Below are 17687 nucleotides of genomic sequence, written 5' to 3'. Positions count from 1 at the left end.
AACGCTAATTATGCCATTATCCGCTAATAATCCTGACAGAACATCTTGGTTGCATGTCGGTAAAAATTCAGATTTCCCCATACAAAACATTCCTTTTGGTGTGTTTTTAACACGTGACGATATTATTACCATCGGAACGAGAATTGGCGATACCGCCATTGATCTTGGTGCGTTGCATCAATTGGGCTATTTTGAAGGCATTCCGTTAACCGATGATATTTTTCTTCAAGATACCTTGAACGATTTTATAGCAGACGGCAGAAAGACTTGGCGTTTGGTACGTAATCGTATTGCTGAAATTTTTGACAGCAATAACACCACTTTAAAAAATAACATCAAGCATAAAGAGACCGTATGTTTTAGATTGGATGAAATCGAAATGCAATTGCCTGTACAAATTGGCGATTATACCGATTTTTATTCAAGCATTGAACATGCTACAAATGTGGGTACCATGTTTAGAGATCCAGATAACGCGCTTTTACCAAACTGGCTTCACATTCCTGTTGGTTATCATGGTAGAAGTAGCAGTATTATTCCATCTGGAATCCCTGTGCACAGACCACAAGGACAAACCATTCCTGCTGATAGTGATGAGCCCGTATTTGGCCCATCTAAATTAGTAGATTTTGAGTTGGAAATGGCTTTTATCACTACAGATGCCAATGATTTAGGAGAGCCAATCCCTGTTAACGAGGCTGAAGAATATATCTTTGGTTTAGTGTTATTTAATGATTGGTCGGCAAGAGATATCCAAAAATGGGAATATGTACCCTTAGGACCATTTTTGGCGAAGAATTTTGCCTCATCCATTTCTCCTTGGATTGTTACTTTAGATGCCTTGGAGCCTTTTAGAATAGAGAGTCCTAAGCCTATCAAAAAACAGCTGCCTTATTTACAATATAAAGGTAAAAAGAGCTACGACATTAATCTTGAGGTGTCCATTAGGCCAAAAGGCGCTAAAGAGACCGTGGTGTCTAGATCTAATTTTAAATATATGTATTGGAACATGTCTCAGCAATTGGCCCACCATACCGTGAATGGTTGCCCAGTTAACTCTGGAGACATGATGGGCAGCGGAACCATTTCAGGCTCAACCCCTGATACTTACGGATCTATGCTGGAATTGACTTGGAGAGGAGAAAAACCAATTACAATGAAGGATGGCACAGAGCGTAAATTTATTAATGACAATGATACCGTCATTATGCGTGGCCATTGTGAAAAAGACGGCACTCGCATAGGATTTGGAGAAGTGTCTACAGAATTGTTACCGATCTTCAATCCGAAGAAAAAGAAATAAATAGTAATATAAAAAAAGAGTTCAATAGACATATTGGACTCTTTTTTATTTAAGACCCTCTCTCCATGCAACTCGTTTTCGCCACTAATAACCACAATAAAATCAAAGAAGTACAATCCATGCTCCCTAAAGGGATTTCAATCTTGAGCTTAGAAGATATTGGTTGCTTTGAAGACATTCCAGAAACACAACCTACAATTGAAGGCAATGCCATACAAAAAGCCAATTATGTGACTTCTAAATACGGTTATGATTGTTTTGCAGATGATACAGGATTAGAAGTAGGATCACTCGATGGAGCGCCCGGCGTTTATTCCGCTAGATACGCTGGCCCTCAGCGTGACGCCAATGATAACATGAATAAATTGCTTGAGGCACTTCAAAATAAATCTAATAGATCTGCCCAATTTAAAACAGTAGTCGCACTGCATCTCAAAGGAGCTTTAACGCTGTTTACAGGAATTTGCCCTGGAGAAATTACTACGGAAAAACAAGGTGAAAAAGGTTTTGGCTACGATCCCATCTTTAAAGCTCAAGGTTATGATCAAACTTTTGCTGAAATTACACTAGAAGAAAAAAACACCATCGGGCACCGAGGGAAAGCGGTTAAACAATTAGTAGATTTCCTAAAGAATCGCTAACAAATTTCAGCTGTTAAATACACTGTATGGTCTTAAGATACTATCCGTAAAAGTTCCCTTTGTTTTTTATTGGCACAAGTTTAACGTTAATGACAATTAAAAGCGTATCTTTGCAACTTGAAAATTTCCGAAGGCTCGGAAATTTAAATTCCTCAGAGTGAGGATGTGTTCGCTAGAAGTTTAAGTGTTTAGTATGTCGATTCGCTTCTTTTGTAACACACAAAGATCATAATCGAATACATATACTTAAAAAAGAATGAACACATTCAAAGACTTGGGTCTTAATGAAGACCTATTGCGCGCTATTACAGATTTAGGTTTTGAAACCCCAAGTGACGTACAAGCAAAAGCCATCCCAATTTTATTAGAAAAGGAAACTGACCTTGTGGCTTTGGCCCAAACAGGTACCGGTAAAACGGCAGCTTTTGGTTTTCCTATGCTTCAAAAAATTGAAGTGGATAGCAGAACAACTCAAGGATTGATCCTCTCTCCTACCCGTGAACTTTGTTTACAAATTACCAATGAGCTTCAACTCTATGGTAAATATTGCAAAGGCTTAAATGTGACCGCTATCTATGGTGGCGCAAGTATCTCTGACCAAGCAAGACAAGTAAAGCGTGGTGCACAAATTATTGTGGCTACTCCTGGTCGTATGAAAGATATGATTAGCAGAAATATGGTGGATATTTCAAAAATTGAATACGCCGTATTAGATGAGGCCGATGAAATGTTGAACATGGGCTTCTATGAAGACATTACCGATATTTTATCTCATACACCTAAAGAAAAAAGTACTTGGTTATTTTCTGCAACCATGCCTAAGGAAGTGTCTAGAATTGCAAAAGATTTTATGCATGACCCAGTAGAAATTACAGTAGGTAATAGAAACGAAAGTACCAATCAAGTATCTCATGAATATTACTTAGTAAACGCAAGAGATCGTTATCAAGCGCTTAAACGTTTAGCAGATGCTAATCCAGATATCTTCTCTGTAATTTTCTGTAGAACCAAGCGTGATACTCAAAAAGTGGCCGAAAATCTTATTGAAGATGGCTATAGCGCTGGTGCCTTACACGGTGATTTGAGTCAAAATCAACGTGATTTGGTAATGAAATCGTTTAGAAATAAACAAATTCAAATGCTTGTGGCTACAGATGTAGCTGCGCGTGGTATTGATGTTGATGATATTACACACGTGATCAACTACCAATTGCCAGATGAAATTGAAACCTATACCCACCGTTCTGGTAGAACAGGGCGTGCAGGCAAAACTGGTGTATCTATCGTTATCGTTTCTAAAAGTGAAGTACGTAAAATCAAAAGTATTGAGCGTATCATCAAAAAGGAATTTGACAAAAAAGAAATTCCTGATGGAATGGAAATTTGCGAAGTACAATTAATGTCTCTTGCCAACAAGATTCATAACACAGAGATTAGCCCAGACATCGACAAATATCTCACAAGCATTAACGCGCTTTTTGAAGATACAGATAAAGATGAGCTTATTAAAAAGTTTTTCTCTGTTGAATTTTCAAGGTTCTTCAATTATTACCAAAAATCTAAAGACCTTAATGTTGACGATACTTCTAGAGGAAGTGATCGTGAGCCTTCTGGAGGCGGAAGTGGAGATGACAGCCGTTACTTTATAAACGTTGGTAAAAAAGATGGTTTCGATTGGATGAAACTGAAAGACTTTTTAAAAGAAGTTTTAGAACTAGGTCGTGATGACGTGTTTAAAGTAGATGTTAAAGACAGTTTTTCTTTCTTTAATACTGAAAAAGAAAACCAAGAGAAAGTCCTCAAGTTCTTTACAGACTATAAACATGACGGAAGATTTGTTAATGTAGAAGTTAGTGAAGATAAAGGCGGCAGAGGTCGTGGCGGACGTTCAGGCGGAGGCGGAAGACGACGTGATGGCGGCGGAGGCGGCGGCTTTAAGCGAAGACGTAGTAGTGACGATCGTCCAAAAGGCGAAAGACGTTCTTCTGGAAGACGCAGTGACTCTGGCTCTGGTTCTTCTTCTTCATCTGGTGGAGATCGACGTTCTTCAAGACGTACCGAAAAAGCTGGGGCATCTTTTGATAGACCTAGAAAATCAAGACGAAGAGACTAATCAATGTCTTTATTGAAATATAAAATCTATAAAACCCTTATGAATATTCTATTTATAAGGGTTTTTGATTGTATTACAATAGACGCTTTAAACAGAGAATGCCTAAAACACATTAAAGTTAATTTTTAGTCAAATTCATGTCCAAACTAACCATATAAACATAAGTTTAGTATTTTTATAAAAGAACGGTACTTTATGAAACACCTACTATCTATAATTTTTATTCTTAGCTTATCCTTTACAGTCTTTGCACAAGATGATAACACATCTGTGAAAGGCACTGTCATTGATTTAAGTACAGATCTACCAATGGATCGCGTCAATATCGTAAACCTCAATCAAGTGATTGGTACGGCTACTAATGACGAGGGTAACTTCGAGATTAATGCGAAAGTTAACGATACACTCCATTTATCCTATATTGGATACAAATCCATTAAAGTACGTGTGACCAATGACTGGATGAAGTTTGGTGAAACCAAAATCGGGATGACCGAATTGGCTTTAGCATTAGAAGAAGTGGTTGTCAATCAACTCAAGCTAACGGGTTATCTTGAAGTAGACGTTAAACAAGTACCCATAAAATCTAACTATAGATATAGCATTTCTGGTTTGCCAAATGCTGGTTACGAAGCTGGTGATAGAAGGCCTAATGCAGTAAGTAAAGTGATAGGCGCTATTTTTAATCCAGCAGATTTTTTACATAATATCTTCGGAAAAAAGCCAAACGAGTTACGTAAGCTGAAAAAAATGAAAGAAGATGATCAAATTAGAAATCTCTTGGCGTCGCGTTTTGATCGTGAAATGTTGATGGTGCTCTTACAAGTGGATCGCTTTGATCTTGATGAAATTGTAAACCAATGTAACTATAGTAAAGACTTTATAAACTCTGCCAACGATCTTCAAATATTAGATGCTATTAGCGAATGTTATGAAGAATATAAAATCCTGAATCGTAATAAAAACGGACGCATCTAAAAGCCGTAGTCTTTAGATGTAATGATATATTGAAGTCTTAATTTAAAAAGGGTTTTATGCATTTTCATAAAAACGCTCAATAATCTGTTCGTGGCTTTTAATCGTTTTTTTACACCAATCCAATCGTTTTTCCAACTGCTCTTCTGTTGAAAGCTGCCAAGGTAAATCACTTTGACGTAGCCTTGAAGTCACATCTTGTAATATAATTGCCGCAGATACCGAGATATTTAAACTTTCTGTAAACCCAACCATAGGTATTTTTAAAAAGGCATCAGCCTCATCAATCACTTCTTGTGACAGCCCTTCTGTCTCTCTTCCGAAGAAAAAACAGGACTTCTGTGTAAAATCAAAAGTACTCAGCGTTTGGTCGTTCTCGTGAGGCGTTGTTGCCACAATCTGGTAGCCCTGCTTTTTAAGAATCTGCAGCGCATCTTTTACCGTATGATGACGGTGCAAATCCACCCATTTTTGAGATCCCATCGCTATTTCTCCATCTATCGTTCTAGAGTTTTGCTCTTCTATGATATGCAAGTCTTGAATGCCAAAGACATCGCAGCTTCGCATCACCGCACTGGTATTGTGCAATTGATAAACATCTTCTGTAGCTACAGTAAAATGACGCGTACGGTTTGGAATAATCGTATTGAATTTTTCTATTCTGGAGTCTGTCAAAAATGTTTCGAGATGATGTAAAAGTTGGATATCGACCATAGGCATTAGACTATTTTTTTTAAGTACTGCATATTCCACAAAAGCGAAGGCCACTAAAAGCGCAGGCACTAAATGGCTTTATAGCACAGATTGCAAATTTCAGTCAAATTTCGGCATAAAAAAAATCTGATCAGAAAACTGATCAGATTTTTTAATTGTGTTTTGCTTAACTTAAGCTTAGTTGGCGTTTGCGCCTACGTTACCTTGAGCTGCTAAAGTCGCTAAATCATCAGCACTAAGGTGTACATTTACATAGCCATCTATGGTTAAGATGTCAGAATAACTTAGTGGTGTATTATCATTTAACATAGTAATGTTAGTGTAGCTTAATCCTGTTTCACCAACAACTGGAGATAAATCAACAATAATGTTTGGAGACATATCAGGATTTTCGGCACTTCCAGAATGGATGTGTGCTGGATGTAATCCTCCTTCAGTAGTACCGTCTAAATCAATAACTGAAAGTATTTCGCCATTTACTCTTTCACTAAAGGTCACCATACCACTTATACCATCAATATCAACGGTGTTAAGAGGATATGACATGCTATTAATCAATTCATTCTCTCCTATAAGACCTTGAGCAACTAAAGTTCCTAAATCATCAGAACTTAAATGAACATTAATATATCCGTCAAAATTGATAAGCTCATCGTAAGAAATAGAAGTGCCATCATCCAAAGTTGACTTTGTGATTGAACTAGATCCAGTAGTACCATCTACAGTACCTAAAGTAAGAGCAATCTCTCCTGCATCAATAGCATCTCCAAAATGAATATGGGCTGGATGCATTCCACCATCAGGTGTTCCTGTTAATTGTAATTCTATAGTTGTTGAAGCATCACTGTTTTCTATAAACGTGGCTGTTCCAGAAATTGATGGATCAGCAACAGAACCTAATTGATACGTTTTTGTTTCTCCTGTAGGGCCAATCACAATTGTATTATCGTCATCGTCACTACAATTTGTTAAAAATGCTAATGGTATTACCATTAAATAAGTGAATAATTTTTTCATTGTATAGTATATTTTTTAATTTGATCAAACTTAAGAGTAATCTTACACAGTTGTTGACTATATCGAGGTTGTTCTTGACGTAATAGCTAAACTGTTTTTTATTCTGAAAAAAATAAAAACTTATGAAGAAACATATTGTCGTTTTATCGGGAGCAGGCGTAAGTGCCGAAAGTGGAATTAAGACCTTTAGAGATGATAATGGGCTTTGGGAAGGCCATGATGTTATGGAAGTTGCCACGCCCGAGGGTTTCTCAAAAAATCCCAAACTAGTTCTAGATTTCTATAATCAGCGGCGGCGTCAACTGCTTAGCGTCAAACCCAACCAAGCTCATTTTGATCTCGCACAATTGGAGCATCAATTTGATGTGAGCATTATTACTCAAAATGTGGATGACCTTCATGAGCGTGCGGGTAGCTCTAAGGTGACCCATTTACACGGTGAGCTTCTAAAAGCCAGAAGCGTCGTAGATGAAAATGATATTCAAGATTGTAAAAAAGACATTGTTATTGGTGATGTATGCAAAAAGGGACATCAAATGCGACCCCATATTGTTTGGTTTGGCGAAGCTGTCCCCATGATAGACCATGCTATAGACATCTGCAGTACGGCGGATATTTTATTAATTATAGGTACATCTATGCAAGTGTACCCAGCAGCAAGCTTGATGCATTACGTGCCAGAACAAACGCCAACTTACTTTATTGATCCCAAACCTGCCATTGATAGTCACAATCATATCACCGTGATTGCAAAAAAGGCTACAGAAGGCGTAAAGGTATTCATGAACCTTATAAATTCTTAAGGTTGATAAAATTTTAAATCAATTACGAGGTAAAGTCCTTAAATAATAAAATCCTGTCTGTAAAAACAGACAGGATTTTACCCCTAACTAAACTAAATTTTAAACCTTAATGTGTCCGCTTAACTCCATCATTAAGATTACCTACTTATGATTATGAAACTGTGTAAGTTTCTATCTGCTTTATATACGTGGCTCTTTTTAATTTGGATTACGACAACTAAAAAAAAATTATATTTTTTTTGCCTCTTCCCAGTAAACGTCCATCTCCTCTAGGCTCATCTCAGATAAAGATTTTTCAATTTCTTTTGATTTTTGCTCTAAATATTGAAATCGTTTGATAAATTTTTTATTCGTACGCTCTAAAGCACTCTCGGGATCAATCTTTAAAAAACGTGCGTAATTGATCATTGAGAACAAGACATCCCCAAATTCACTTTCCATTCGTTCTTGATCACCTAAATCAACCTCGGTTTGAAGTTCTCGAAGCTCCTCCTCCACTTTCTCAAAAACTTGACGTGGTTCTTCCCAATCAAATCCAACGCCCGCCACCTTATCTTGAATGCGACTGGCCTTGACCATGGCAGGTAAACTTTTAGGAACGCCTTCTAAAACGCTAGTTTTACCTTCCTTTAATTTGAGTTGTTCCCAATTGCGCTTAACATCCTCTTCATTTTCTACGGTAATATCTCCATAAATGTGAGGATGACGGTCTACAAGCTTATCACAAATACTATGACACACATCTGCAATATCAAAAGCGTTGGCCTCACTTCCTATCTTAGAATAAAAAACAATGTGAAGCAACACGTCTCCAAGTTCTTTTTTGACTTCATCCAAATCATTATCTAAAATAGCATCACCTAACTCATAAACCTCCTCAATAGTCAAATGCCTCAAAGATTGTAGCGTCTGCTTTTTATCCCATGGGCATTGCTCTCGAAGCTCGTCCATGATATTGAGAAGCCTTTCAAAAGCCTTAAGTTGTACCGTTTTATCACTCATAATGTTTGCAATAATTTTAGAGGTCTTATTCTTCCTCTTCGCTTGCCGCTTTTTCAGAAGGCTCTTCTAAAGCATCTAGCATATCATGCTGCTGTAACAAGTTATACCATTGGATGATCTTCTTAATATCACTAGCATACACACGATCCTCATCATAATCTGGTAACACTTCAAAAAAGTATTCTTCTAATTTGATTTTGTCGTCTTTATGGCTAATGGAAGTTGCTTCTCCATTTTCTTTGTCCTTTATCTTCTTAAGAACAGATCGCAATGGCACCTCTTCCGTTAAGGTATAAATCGCAATTTCACTAAGAACGCTAACATTGCTTTGCATGTTTACGCTCACTTTTTTCTTGTCAATTAAAGATTCTGCAACAAAACCGCTTCTCGTGCGTGTTACAATTTGGTACAATCCTGGCTTTCCTGAGATGGAAAGAATATTATCTAAACTCATAGTACTGTTTAATTTATTCTGAAATCGTCTCTAAATCGATTTCTGTATGTTCTTAATTATCTTTTTTTCTTAAGCGCTGGAAATCGCATACGGTAATCAACATTTATTTTTCCTTTAGAAATGTTGGAAAGTCTTCCTTTAATTAATCGTTTTTTTAGACCCGAAAGTTTATCTGTAAACAGCACACCTTCAATATGATCGTATTCGTGCTGCACTACTCTAGCAATCAAACCGTCATAAACATCGGTATGCTCATTAAAGTCTTCGTCTTGGTATTTAATAGTGATTTTTGGCTGTCTAAAAACATCTTCACGAACATCTGGAATACTCAAACATCCCTCGTTAAATGCCCATTCATCGCCTTCTTCGGCCAAGATTTCGGCATTTATGAATGTCTTTTGAAACACCTTGAGTTGGGCCTGTTCTTCTTTTGTAAAATCATCATCTTCTGCAAAAGGTGATGTATCTACTAGAAATAATCGTATAGGTAAGCCAATTTGTGGCGCTGCTAAACCGACGCCAAATGCACCATACATGGTCTCTTTCATGTTGGCGATTAACTCGTCTAGCTTTGGATAATTTTTATCTATAGATGCTGCCTTTTTTCTTAAAACAGGATCACCGTAAGCTACAATAGGTAATGTCATTCTTGCTGAAATTTTCGCTTGCAAAAATACGATGTTTATTACAAATTGTACAATTTACTGCTGATTATATAAATAACTCTGTAGAATAATGGTGGCACTAATCTCGTCAACTAAAGCTTTGTTTTTTCTTTTGTTTTTTTTCAAACCGCTGTCAATCATTGTTTGAAATGCCATTTTTGAAGTAAAGCGTTCATCTACGCGCTTAACAGGGATATGAGGAATGGCCTTGTTCAATTTCTCTAAAAACTTCGCGATGGAGACTTCGCTCTCAGACAACTCAAAATTCATCTGTTTGGGTTCTCCAACAATAAACAACTCAACGTTTTCTTCCGAAGTATACGTTTTCAAAAAAGATAAAAGATCCTTTGTAGGAATGGTTGTTAGTCCAGAAGCGATAATCTGTAATTCATCTGTAATCGCAATCCCGGTGCGTTTTGTTCCAAAATCAATTGCCATAAGTCTAGCCATAACGGCAAAGTTAGGACTTTATAATTTTAGTGGCGAAGATTTACTCAAATGGATTATAACTTTATCTTTGTTTACAGAACAAAACAGATCGTATGAAACAATTACAACAGAATATAGAAAACGCTTGGGAAAATAGAAAGTTATTGACCAACGAGGTGACCATAGAAAGCATTAGAAGTGTTATTGACCTTTTGGATGAAGGTACGTTACGTGTTGCTGAGCCTGATGGCTCTGGCGGATGGAAGGTGAATGAATGGGTTAAAAAAGCCGTTGTGCTTTATTTCCCTATCCAAAAAATGGAAACTCTAGAGGCGGGTATTTTTGAATATCACGACAAAATTCCGTTAAAGCGTGATTACGCAAATAAAGGAATTAGAGTGGTGCCAAATGCGGTTGCTAGGCATGGTGCTTATATTGCTTCTGGCACTATATTAATGCCAAGTTACGTCAATATTGGTGCTTATGTAGACGAAGGTACTATGGTAGACACTTGGGCAACCGTTGGTAGTTGTGCACAAATAGGAAAAAACGTTCACCTTTCTGGCGGAGTAGGTATTGGCGGGGTTTTAGAACCTTTACAAGCTGCACCAGTGATTATTGAGGATGGTGCTTTTATAGGGTCAAGATGTATTGTTGTAGAAGGTGTTAGGGTAGAGAAAGAAGCGGTTTTAGGCGCGAACGTCGTGTTAACAATGAGCACCAAAATCATTGATGTTACGGGAGATGAGCCTAAAGAAATGAAAGGTGTAGTGCCTGAAAGATCGGTAGTGATCCCAGGCAGTTATACCAAAAAATTTCCTGCTGGCGAATATCAAGTGCCTTGCGCCCTAATTATTGGAAAAAGAAAAGAGAGCACCAACAAGAAGACGTCTCTAAATGATGCGTTAAGAGAATACAATGTGGCTGTTTAAAATGCCATTAGTATCGTTTAAATATTGAAAATTCCAAATTCTAAGACATCAACGGTGTCTTAGAATTTGGAATTTAACAGTGGTAATTTTAGTGTTCATGAAGATTCTCATCATTCAGCAAAAAATGATTGGCGATGTATTAACCTCCAGTATATTGTTTGAAGCTTTACGAGCAAAATATCCAACAGCTCAACTTCATTACGTCATTAATACGCCTACCTATCCCGTTGTTGAAAACCACCCTTTTATCGATAGGTTTTTAATGGTATCTCCAGACATTGAGAACAGTAAAAGGCATTTTTTTAAGTTTTTAAAGTCCATAAGAAAAGAAAATTATGATGTCGTTATAGATGTGTATGGTAAACTTGGTAGTGCGATAATGAGTCTTTTTTCTGGAGCTAAGATTAAAATCGCTTATCATAAAAGCTATACATCCTTTATATTCAATCAAAGCATCAGCCGATTGCATACCCCACAACACAAAGCAAGTTTGGCAATTGAAAACAGAATGCGATTGCTTGAACCCCTAGACATTGATTTCATACCCTATCAACCTAAAATTTACTTATCAGATTTAGAAATCAATAAGGCTAGAACCCTCTTGGAAACATCGAAGGTTAATTTACAACATCCTTTATTCATGATTAGTGTCTTGGGAAGTAGTGCTATCAAAACGTATCCTGCAACCTATATGGCATCATTGTTAGACGCTGTAGTCGAAACCAATCCTGATGCGCAAATTTTGTTCAATTATATTCCAAAGCAAAAAGAAAAAGCCCAAGAGATTTATGACGGTTGTGCTTCCCTGACCCAAAAACAAATATACTTTGACATTTTTGGTAAAAGTTTACGTGATTTTTTGGCTTTAAATGCCTGTTGTGATGCTACCATTGGTAACGAAGGCGGCGCTAATAACATGGCGAAAGCTCTAAACATACCAACCTTTACCATTTTCTCGCCGTATCTCAACAAGAAAAATTGGTTTGGAGAATTAGAAGAGGACAAACATACTGCTGTTCATTTATCAGATTATATGGATTATGCTCTTGCAGATGCGAAACAAAACCCAGCTGATTTCTATAGAAGGCTAAAACCAGAACTTATAATTCCGAAGTTAAAATCATTTATAAGACAGTTTAATTAATGCACTACAAATTTCTAATTTACATTTCTTACAGTTATGCCGTTCCTATTGGTAACCCTTTAGAAACTGAGATTCTCAGCCGCGATTATGACATCATGTGGTTTAGTGATTTAGAAGATGGTAAAAAAGCGCTTTCTCATAAAAGCAACCAACTCATAACCATCAATGAGGTTGTAGATTATAAACCTCATATTGTTTTGGCAGCTACAAATGATGTCCCAGACTTTATTTATGGACTCAAGGTGCAAATCTTTCACGGTTTTAATGCCGAGAAAAGACCAGAAGGAAAGAACTCATTTACACATTTTAGAATTCGAGGTTTTTTTGATCTTTACTGTACCCAAGGGCCAAGCACCACAAATGGTTTTAAGAAAACTCAAAAACAGCAACCTCATTTTGAGGTTAAGGAAACCGGCTGGAGTAAGGTAGACCCTCTATTTCCAATGGCTCTGCATCACGGAAGTGAGCAACCCACAATCATGATTGCGTCAACCTTTACAAAGCGTTTAAGTTTGGCCTATAGAGATGATGTATTTTTGGAAATTGAACGCTTATCTAAAAGCGATACGTTTAAGTTCATCATGGTGCTGCACCCTAAACTCCCAGATGATATTAAACTGAAATGGAAATCTTTAGACTCTAATAATTTCTCGTATTTTGACACAACCGATTTAGTACCCTTATTTAAAAAAGCAGATCTTCTTTTTGCAGATACCACTTCTGCCATTCAAGAATTTTTAATTCAGAAAAAACCTGTCGTCACCTTTAACCATACGTTTGACCATGATTATTTGATTAATGTCACTACAGCTCAAGCAATTGAAACAGCTTTTGAAGAAGCACTATCCTATCCGGAGGATCTCATTGCAAATATCTCAACTTTTGTTAATCAACTCCACCCCTATTTTGATGGTAAATCTAGTGCTCGTGTGATTGATACCTGCATTGCATTTTTGCATCAAGAAAAGAGTCATCTTAAAAACAAACCTCTCAATTTGATTAGAAAGTATAAAATAAGAAAACGACTCGGTTACTTCACGCTTAAAAGTTACAATACGCCTTTTACAATTAAATTATGAGTTTGGCTTGTTAATTCCATGATTGGTAAAACTGGTCCTGTTTTTCTTGGTGTCTTTTCTAATAGCCTTATTGAAGGCCTCTGAATGTTCATTTTTATAAGGCCGTTCATGGTGCAAGTGCAAACACACTAAACTATATCTCGCTTGTAAGAATTTAATACCATAATTCATGAGCCGTTCTCCAAACTCACGGTCTTCACCGCCATATTGCATGCGCTCATCAAAGCCATTGACAGCTAGGGCATCCTGTTTCCAAACAGAAGCATTCATACCATCAAAAGTTGCTTTTGTTGGGGTAAAGGTGTTTAGCATCCAGGCGCTCTTACCTTGAGCTATCAACTTGTTCATTTTAAAATGCTTTGGTTGTCCGCCTTCTACCAACCAACTCACGCTAAAACAATTTTGGGTTACAATATCATTTTTTGTAATGGCTTCGGAAATTTGAGCGTTCAGTTTAAAATAACCGCCAGACAAAGCACTTTTGGGACGTCTAAGCTGTATATGGCGTTCTACAAAATCGGCCCGTGCCATACAATCACCATCAGTAAAAATGAGATAACCTGCTCTGCTCTTAAGGATGGCCTTGTTCAGTATTTTAGTTTTTTGAAAGCCGTCATCTTCCTGCCAAACGTGAACAATGTCCAATTGTGAATTAGAAATAAACTGCTGGATTAAGATCTGCGTGGTCTCATTAGACCCATCATCTGCAATAATGATTTCGAAATCCTTGAAGCGTTGCTGCTCATAACTCCATAATACTTTTTCTAACCATTTAGGTTGATTGTAAGTACTGATGATTACAGAAGCTTTAAACTCTTTCATTGCCTCAAAAATAAGTATTTTTACCAACTCTAACACTTGAGTTTTTTAGTTTGAACCATCCAACAGGAAACATTTCAGCATTGATGATTACCTATAATGAGGTAGACCATATTGATGGTGTTTTGGACTGTTTGAATTTTGCCGATGAGATTATTGTTATTGACTCCTTTAGTACAGATGGTACTTTTGAAAAACTCGATACCACCAAAGGGGTCAAGGTCATTCAAAGAGCATTTAAAAATTTTGCAGATCAACGTAACTTTGCAATTGCACATGCTACAAACAAATGGCTTTTTTTTATTGATGCCGATGAGCGCTTAACAGAGGCCTCTCAAAAGGAAATTCAGGAGATTACAACAAATAATACCGCGCATGATGCTTATAAAATTCCTAGAACTTTTCTGTATCAAGAAAAGGTCATTCGGTTTAGTGGGCTGCAGACCGATCAGGTATTTCGATTGTTTAAAAACGGCACTGCAACCTATATTGAAGACCGATTAGTCCACGAAATTTTAGATGTCAAGGACAGTTACGGCGTACTTAAGCATAAAATGCTCCATTATTCATTTGCAAATCGAGAGAGCTACAAGCAAAAGGCAGAGCATTACGGACAATTAAAAGCAGAAGAATTATTCAAAAAAGGGAAACGTCCTAATGCCTTTCATTTCTACGTCAAACCTACTTACAAGTTTTTGAGTAATTATATTTTTAGATTGGGATTTTTAGATGGTAAAGCAGGTTATAGCATCTGCTATCTAAATGCTTATGGAGTTTGGTATCGTTATAAAACTTTAGAGCGATTATGGCTTGCGACGCCAAAATAGAACCTTATTTTTTAATCTTCTTCGTCTCCAAAAGCGTTCTTGAAAGTCTTGAGTACATTTCCACATTTTTGTAAAGACCATTTCCGAAGAGACATGCGCACATTTAGCATACTCATCACTCATTACAGCCACCATAGACTCATGAACGGTTAATTTTGCAAAGTTTTTAATTCGTAAATCGAGATCCATAGCGTGAAATTTCATGCGATTAAGATCCACTAAATAAAAATCGTAACCGTTCGGGGTTATTTTTATTAAGGTATTGCCTGGAGAATGATCTAAAAACTCTACGTTATTCTCATGTAATTTGTAGGTAAATCGAGTAAAGGCTCTTAAAATTTCCTCATGATTAGGATAATTGAGATCTTTCGTAAGCTCCCTGTAAGTGAGATCATAGTCCAAATGCTGACTAATGTAGTAGCTGTTTTTAAATAATAACGATGTTGTATACTCATAATAGGCTACTGGGTCTGGAGTGCCAATATTTAGAGATTTTAAGCGAATAGCATACTCAAAAGACCGCTGTGCTTTACTTTTTCTAAAAAAACGATAAGCGATTTGATTCACTACATTGGGAATACGAAACGATTTTACGTTAAGCGTTTTACCTTCTAATTGAAATAATTTGAGTGAATTTCGATCTTGATTGCCATAATCAGACCCTTTTTTATCAAAATTGGTAATGATGTCATCAAGAAAAGACTCGTGTAATCTATAAGATTCGTGTAGGCGTTTGGTTCTATTCATTTAAATATTTATCAATTCCGTTATCGCACCAAGAAGTCTTATGATCCCTTGCAAAGATTTCCATTTGATGATTTTCTTCTAATTTATCTTTTGGTTTGGCGAAATGATAAATATGATAGACAATAGCAATATTTTTTAAGCGTCTATTCATCAATCCGTAATTATGAAAACGTCTCCCCAGCTCGGAGTCTTCTCTACCCCAACCTTCAAAATCTTCATTATAGCCATTAACTGAAATAAAATCCTCACGGGCATATGACATATTACACCCTCTATTTCTCAAATTAAATTCAATACTAGCCTTATAGAACCTACTTAAAAAAGGTAGATGCAAGGCACGTCCTCTTTTTTTCAAGCCTTTAGACAGAAAATGATAGGTTACCTTTTGCTTACTAAAAATTGACTTTAGAGCATCTTTGTTAATGGAAACACGACTTCCTGAGAGATACGTTCCTTTTATTGCATAGCGTAAATGATCTTCTATAAAAGATGGATGCACTATACAATCACCGTCAATTTGAATGATATATTCACCACAAGCTTTAGCTATCGCCTTATTGAGAATCATCGATTTTCTAAAACCTTTATCTTCCTGCCAAACGTGATGTAAGGGGATTTTAAGTCTTGTTTTAAATTGATCTATTAGAAGTTTTGTTTCAGCACTTGAGCCATCATCTGCAATGATGATTTCGGAAGGCATCACCTTTTGATTTAGCACACTCTTAAGCACTAATTCTAGGGCTTCTTTCCAATTATAAGTGGAAATAATCAAAGAGGCTTTCAGATGTGCTTTAGAATTCATGAGCACAAAACTACAATTTTTAAAAATTGAACTCAAATATGTAGATCATGTTACTCCATGTTTTTTGATTAATTTGCATGCGATAAACGCCAATTACCATAATGAAGCTATTACAATTTACTGCTTCTCCTGTCTGGAGAGGTCATGAACAAAAAATCATTTATCTCTATGAGGCCTACAGAGACTATAACACCTTTGAAGACCAATACATTATCTGTGCAAAAAATACGCCTATTTACGATGTAGCTAAAGAGAAAGGAATGCAAGTGATTGGCTTTGATTTTAAATCTGAATATGATTTCAAATTTGCAAAAGCACTTTCAAAATTTGTTAGAGATAAAGATATCGATGTGGTTTTATTACATAACAGTAAAGCGCACACCTTAGCTGTATTAGCTCATAAATTTTTTAAAATGCCGGCACCGTTGGTTTTGTGCCGTACATTGATAAGACGCGTTGATACTAATATGCTTCGTAAATGGAAATACAATTATAAGGGCATCAAAAAAATTCTTTGTGTGTCACAGGCCGTTGTAGATGTTCTGAAATTTGCAGTGAAAGATCATCGCAAACTCAGTATTATAGGAAGTGTCACAGATCTGTCAAAATTTGAGAAGCAAGAACCTAATGGCTTGCTTAATGAACAATTTAATATTTCTAAAGAATTTAAAATCATTGGTAATATCGCTGCTTTTACAGGGTTCAAAGATCATTATACTTGGGTAGACGCCGTCGAAATCTTAGTAAATCGGCAACAGATTAAGGCCAAATACATACTAGTGGGCATTGGTAGTTTAGAAGAAGATATCAAAGCCTATGTAGCCAAAAAAAATCTAGACGATCATATCATTTTTACTGGTTTTAGAAAAGACATTCCTCAAATACTACCTGAATTTGATGTCTTTATGTTCACATCTAACAACGAGCCAACAGGTGGCGTTCTGTTAGAATGTTATGCCTGTAAAGTTCCGATTGTGGCGGCAAATGCGGGAGGAATTCCTGAGGTTATTGTTGATAAAAAAACTGGATTATTGGCAGAAGTTGGTAATCCAGAGGATTTCGCAGATAAAGTGGAGTATCTTATCAATAACGAAGCACTACAAAAGGATTTGGTTGAGAATGGATACCAATATTTAAAAGCTAATTTTACAAAAAATGTGATTTCAGCAAAATTCTATGATGCCCTTAAAGAGGTGACAACAAACTTCAAGCGTTAGTTTT

Annotated in this window: 19 protein-coding genes; 10 read left to right on the top strand and 9 right to left on the bottom strand. The window is 36.6% G+C overall.

From position 1 onward, the window contains the following. The first annotated feature begins 10 nt into the window (after positions 1-10). The 4 genes from fahA (at position 11) to P176_RS0116860 (ending at position 5035) form a co-directional block, all read left to right on the top strand. Positions 11-1303, top strand: coding sequence for a fumarylacetoacetase (gene fahA / locus P176_RS0116875; RefSeq protein ID WP_026755803.1), 1293 nt, complete (start codon positions 11-13; stop codon positions 1301-1303). Between the two features lie 65 nt (positions 1304-1368). After that, a complete protein-coding gene (locus tag P176_RS0116870) occupies positions 1369-1944 on the top strand; it encodes a non-canonical purine NTP diphosphatase (RefSeq protein WP_026755802.1) in 576 nt (191 codons plus the stop codon). A gap of 256 nt (positions 1945-2200) precedes the next feature. Beyond that, a complete protein-coding gene (locus P176_RS0116865; RefSeq protein WP_026755801.1) occupies positions 2201-4057 on the top strand; it encodes a DEAD/DEAH box helicase in 1857 nt (618 codons plus the stop codon). Positions 4058-4252: 195 nt separating this feature from the next. Beyond that, on the top strand, positions 4253-5035 hold the full coding sequence (locus tag P176_RS0116860) for a carboxypeptidase-like regulatory domain-containing protein (protein ID WP_026755800.1): 783 nt from the start codon (positions 4253-4255) through the stop codon (positions 5033-5035). A gap of 54 nt (positions 5036-5089) precedes the next feature. Here P176_RS0116860 and P176_RS0116855 read toward each other — a convergent pair whose 3' ends face one another. Then, positions 5090-5746 carry an RNA methyltransferase gene (locus tag P176_RS0116855; protein ID WP_026755799.1) on the bottom strand — a complete coding sequence of 219 codons (657 nt, stop codon included), beginning with the start codon at positions 5744-5746 and terminating at the stop codon, positions 5090-5092. Positions 5747-5923: 177 nt separating this feature from the next. Beyond that, positions 5924-6763 (bottom strand): CHRD domain-containing protein, encoded by an 840-nt coding sequence (locus P176_RS0116850; RefSeq protein ID WP_026755798.1) that lies wholly within the window; start codon positions 6761-6763, stop codon positions 5924-5926. Between the two features lie 122 nt (positions 6764-6885). On the opposite strand from P176_RS0116850, the gene P176_RS0116845 reads away from it, so the two are divergent. Further along, positions 6886-7566, top strand: a complete 681-nt coding sequence (locus tag P176_RS0116845) for an NAD-dependent deacylase (RefSeq protein ID WP_026755797.1) — start codon at positions 6886-6888, stop codon at positions 7564-7566. A gap of 228 nt (positions 7567-7794) precedes the next feature. Here P176_RS0116845 and mazG read toward each other — a convergent pair whose 3' ends face one another. The 4 genes from mazG to ruvX are packed head-to-tail and all read right to left on the bottom strand — an operon-like array spanning position 7795 to position 10137. Beyond that, positions 7795-8568, bottom strand: coding sequence for a nucleoside triphosphate pyrophosphohydrolase (gene mazG / locus P176_RS0116840; RefSeq protein ID WP_026755796.1), 774 nt, complete (start codon positions 8566-8568; stop codon positions 7795-7797). A 25-nt stretch (positions 8569-8593) separates the two neighbouring features. Then, on the bottom strand, positions 8594-9022 hold the full coding sequence (locus P176_RS0116835) for a DUF5606 domain-containing protein (protein ID WP_026755795.1): 429 nt from the start codon (positions 9020-9022) through the stop codon (positions 8594-8596). Between the two features lie 56 nt (positions 9023-9078). Next, positions 9079-9669, bottom strand: a complete 591-nt coding sequence (gene def, locus P176_RS0116830) for a peptide deformylase (protein WP_026755794.1) — start codon at positions 9667-9669, stop codon at positions 9079-9081. Between the two features lie 54 nt (positions 9670-9723). Next, the gene (gene ruvX / locus P176_RS0116825) at positions 9724-10137 is read right to left on the bottom strand and encodes a Holliday junction resolvase RuvX (protein ID WP_026755793.1); all 414 of its coding nucleotides are present in this window, start codon (positions 10135-10137) and stop codon (positions 9724-9726) included. A 92-nt stretch (positions 10138-10229) separates the two neighbouring features. Between ruvX and P176_RS0116820 the strand changes: the two genes are divergently transcribed. The 3 genes from P176_RS0116820 to P176_RS0116810 all read left to right on the top strand — a co-directional run bounded on the left by P176_RS0116820 (position 10230) and on the right by P176_RS0116810 (position 13271). Beyond that, entirely contained in the window at positions 10230-11048 is an 819-nt protein-coding gene (locus tag P176_RS0116820) for a 2,3,4,5-tetrahydropyridine-2,6-dicarboxylate N-succinyltransferase (RefSeq protein ID WP_026755792.1), read from the top strand. Between the two features lie 97 nt (positions 11049-11145). Next, positions 11146-12192, top strand: coding sequence for a glycosyltransferase family 9 protein (locus tag P176_RS0116815; protein WP_026755791.1), 1047 nt, complete (start codon positions 11146-11148; stop codon positions 12190-12192). Further along, complete coding sequence (locus tag P176_RS0116810; protein WP_026755790.1) at positions 12192-13271, top strand: CDP-glycerol glycerophosphotransferase family protein; 1080 nt, start codon at positions 12192-12194, stop codon at positions 13269-13271. Before P176_RS0116815 ends, P176_RS0116810 begins: the two co-directional genes overlap by 1 nt. Here P176_RS0116810 and P176_RS0116805 read toward each other — a convergent pair. Further along, the gene (locus tag P176_RS0116805; RefSeq protein WP_026755789.1) at positions 13266-14093 is read right to left on the bottom strand and encodes a glycosyltransferase family 2 protein; all 828 of its coding nucleotides are present in this window, start codon (positions 14091-14093) and stop codon (positions 13266-13268) included. The two genes, P176_RS0116810 and P176_RS0116805, sit on opposite strands and share 6 nt — an antisense overlap. Before the next feature lie 50 nt (positions 14094-14143). On the opposite strand from P176_RS0116805, the gene P176_RS0116800 reads away from it, so the two are divergent. Beyond that, positions 14144-14917 carry a glycosyltransferase family 2 protein gene (locus tag P176_RS0116800; protein WP_026755788.1) on the top strand — a complete coding sequence of 258 codons (774 nt, stop codon included), beginning with the start codon at positions 14144-14146 and terminating at the stop codon, positions 14915-14917. Here the strand turns inward: P176_RS0116800 and P176_RS0116795 are convergent. Continuing rightward, on the bottom strand, positions 14894-15664 hold the full coding sequence (locus P176_RS0116795) for a hypothetical protein (protein WP_026755787.1): 771 nt from the start codon (positions 15662-15664) through the stop codon (positions 14894-14896). The two genes, P176_RS0116800 and P176_RS0116795, sit on opposite strands and share 24 nt — an antisense overlap. Continuing rightward, entirely contained in the window at positions 15657-16466 is an 810-nt protein-coding gene (locus tag P176_RS0116790) for a glycosyltransferase family 2 protein (protein WP_037349017.1), read from the bottom strand. The genes P176_RS0116795 and P176_RS0116790 overlap by 8 nt, the downstream gene beginning before the upstream one ends. 101 nt (positions 16467-16567) lie before the next feature. On the opposite strand from P176_RS0116790, the gene P176_RS0116785 reads away from it, so the two are divergent. Continuing rightward, positions 16568-17683, top strand: coding sequence for a glycosyltransferase family 4 protein (locus P176_RS0116785; RefSeq protein ID WP_026755785.1), 1116 nt, complete (start codon positions 16568-16570; stop codon positions 17681-17683). Positions 17684-17687: the final 4 nt, after the last annotated feature.

The organism is Sediminibacter sp. Hel_I_10, from assembly GCF_000688335.1.
GTDB lineage: Bacteria > Bacteroidota > Bacteroidia > Flavobacteriales > Flavobacteriaceae > Psychroserpens.
The sequence above is the reverse complement of the archived record's forward strand: the minus strand, read 5'-3'. Positions and strand labels throughout refer to the sequence as shown.

Coding starts and splice junctions, on each gene's coding strand:
- P176_RS0116810 (WP_026755790.1), top strand. CDS start 12,192: ATGCACTACAAATTTCTAATTTACATTTCTTACAGTTATGCCGTTCCT.
- P176_RS0116820 (WP_026755792.1), top strand. CDS start 10,230: ATGAAACAATTACAACAGAATATAGAAAACGCTTGGGAAAATAGAAAG.
- P176_RS0116785 (WP_026755785.1), top strand. CDS start 16,568: ATGAAGCTATTACAATTTACTGCTTCTCCTGTCTGGAGAGGTCATGAA.
- P176_RS0116860 (WP_026755800.1), top strand. CDS start 4,253: ATGAAACACCTACTATCTATAATTTTTATTCTTAGCTTATCCTTTACA.
- mazG (WP_026755796.1), bottom strand. CDS start 8,568: ATGAGTGATAAAACGGTACAACTTAAGGCTTTTGAAAGGCTTCTCAAT.
- P176_RS0116870 (WP_026755802.1), top strand. CDS start 1,369: ATGCAACTCGTTTTCGCCACTAATAACCACAATAAAATCAAAGAAGTA.
- def (WP_026755794.1), bottom strand. CDS start 9,669: ATGACATTACCTATTGTAGCTTACGGTGATCCTGTTTTAAGAAAAAAG.
- P176_RS0116790 (WP_037349017.1), bottom strand. CDS start 16,466: ATGAATTCTAAAGCACATCTGAAAGCCTCTTTGATTATTTCCACTTAT.
- fahA (WP_026755803.1), top strand. CDS start 11: ATGCCATTATCCGCTAATAATCCTGACAGAACATCTTGGTTGCATGTC.
- P176_RS0116805 (WP_026755789.1), bottom strand. CDS start 14,093: ATGAAAGAGTTTAAAGCTTCTGTAATCATCAGTACTTACAATCAACCT.
- ruvX (WP_026755793.1), bottom strand. CDS start 10,137: ATGGCTAGACTTATGGCAATTGATTTTGGAACAAAACGCACCGGGATT.
- P176_RS0116845 (WP_026755797.1), top strand. CDS start 6,886: ATGAAGAAACATATTGTCGTTTTATCGGGAGCAGGCGTAAGTGCCGAA.
- P176_RS0116855 (WP_026755799.1), bottom strand. CDS start 5,746: ATGGTCGATATCCAACTTTTACATCATCTCGAAACATTTTTGACAGAC.
- P176_RS0116865 (WP_026755801.1), top strand. CDS start 2,201: ATGAACACATTCAAAGACTTGGGTCTTAATGAAGACCTATTGCGCGCT.
- P176_RS0116815 (WP_026755791.1), top strand. CDS start 11,146: ATGAAGATTCTCATCATTCAGCAAAAAATGATTGGCGATGTATTAACC.
- P176_RS0116795 (WP_026755787.1), bottom strand. CDS start 15,664: ATGAATAGAACCAAACGCCTACACGAATCTTATAGATTACACGAGTCT.
- P176_RS0116835 (WP_026755795.1), bottom strand. CDS start 9,022: ATGAGTTTAGATAATATTCTTTCCATCTCAGGAAAGCCAGGATTGTAC.
- P176_RS0116850 (WP_026755798.1), bottom strand. CDS start 6,763: ATGAAAAAATTATTCACTTATTTAATGGTAATACCATTAGCATTTTTA.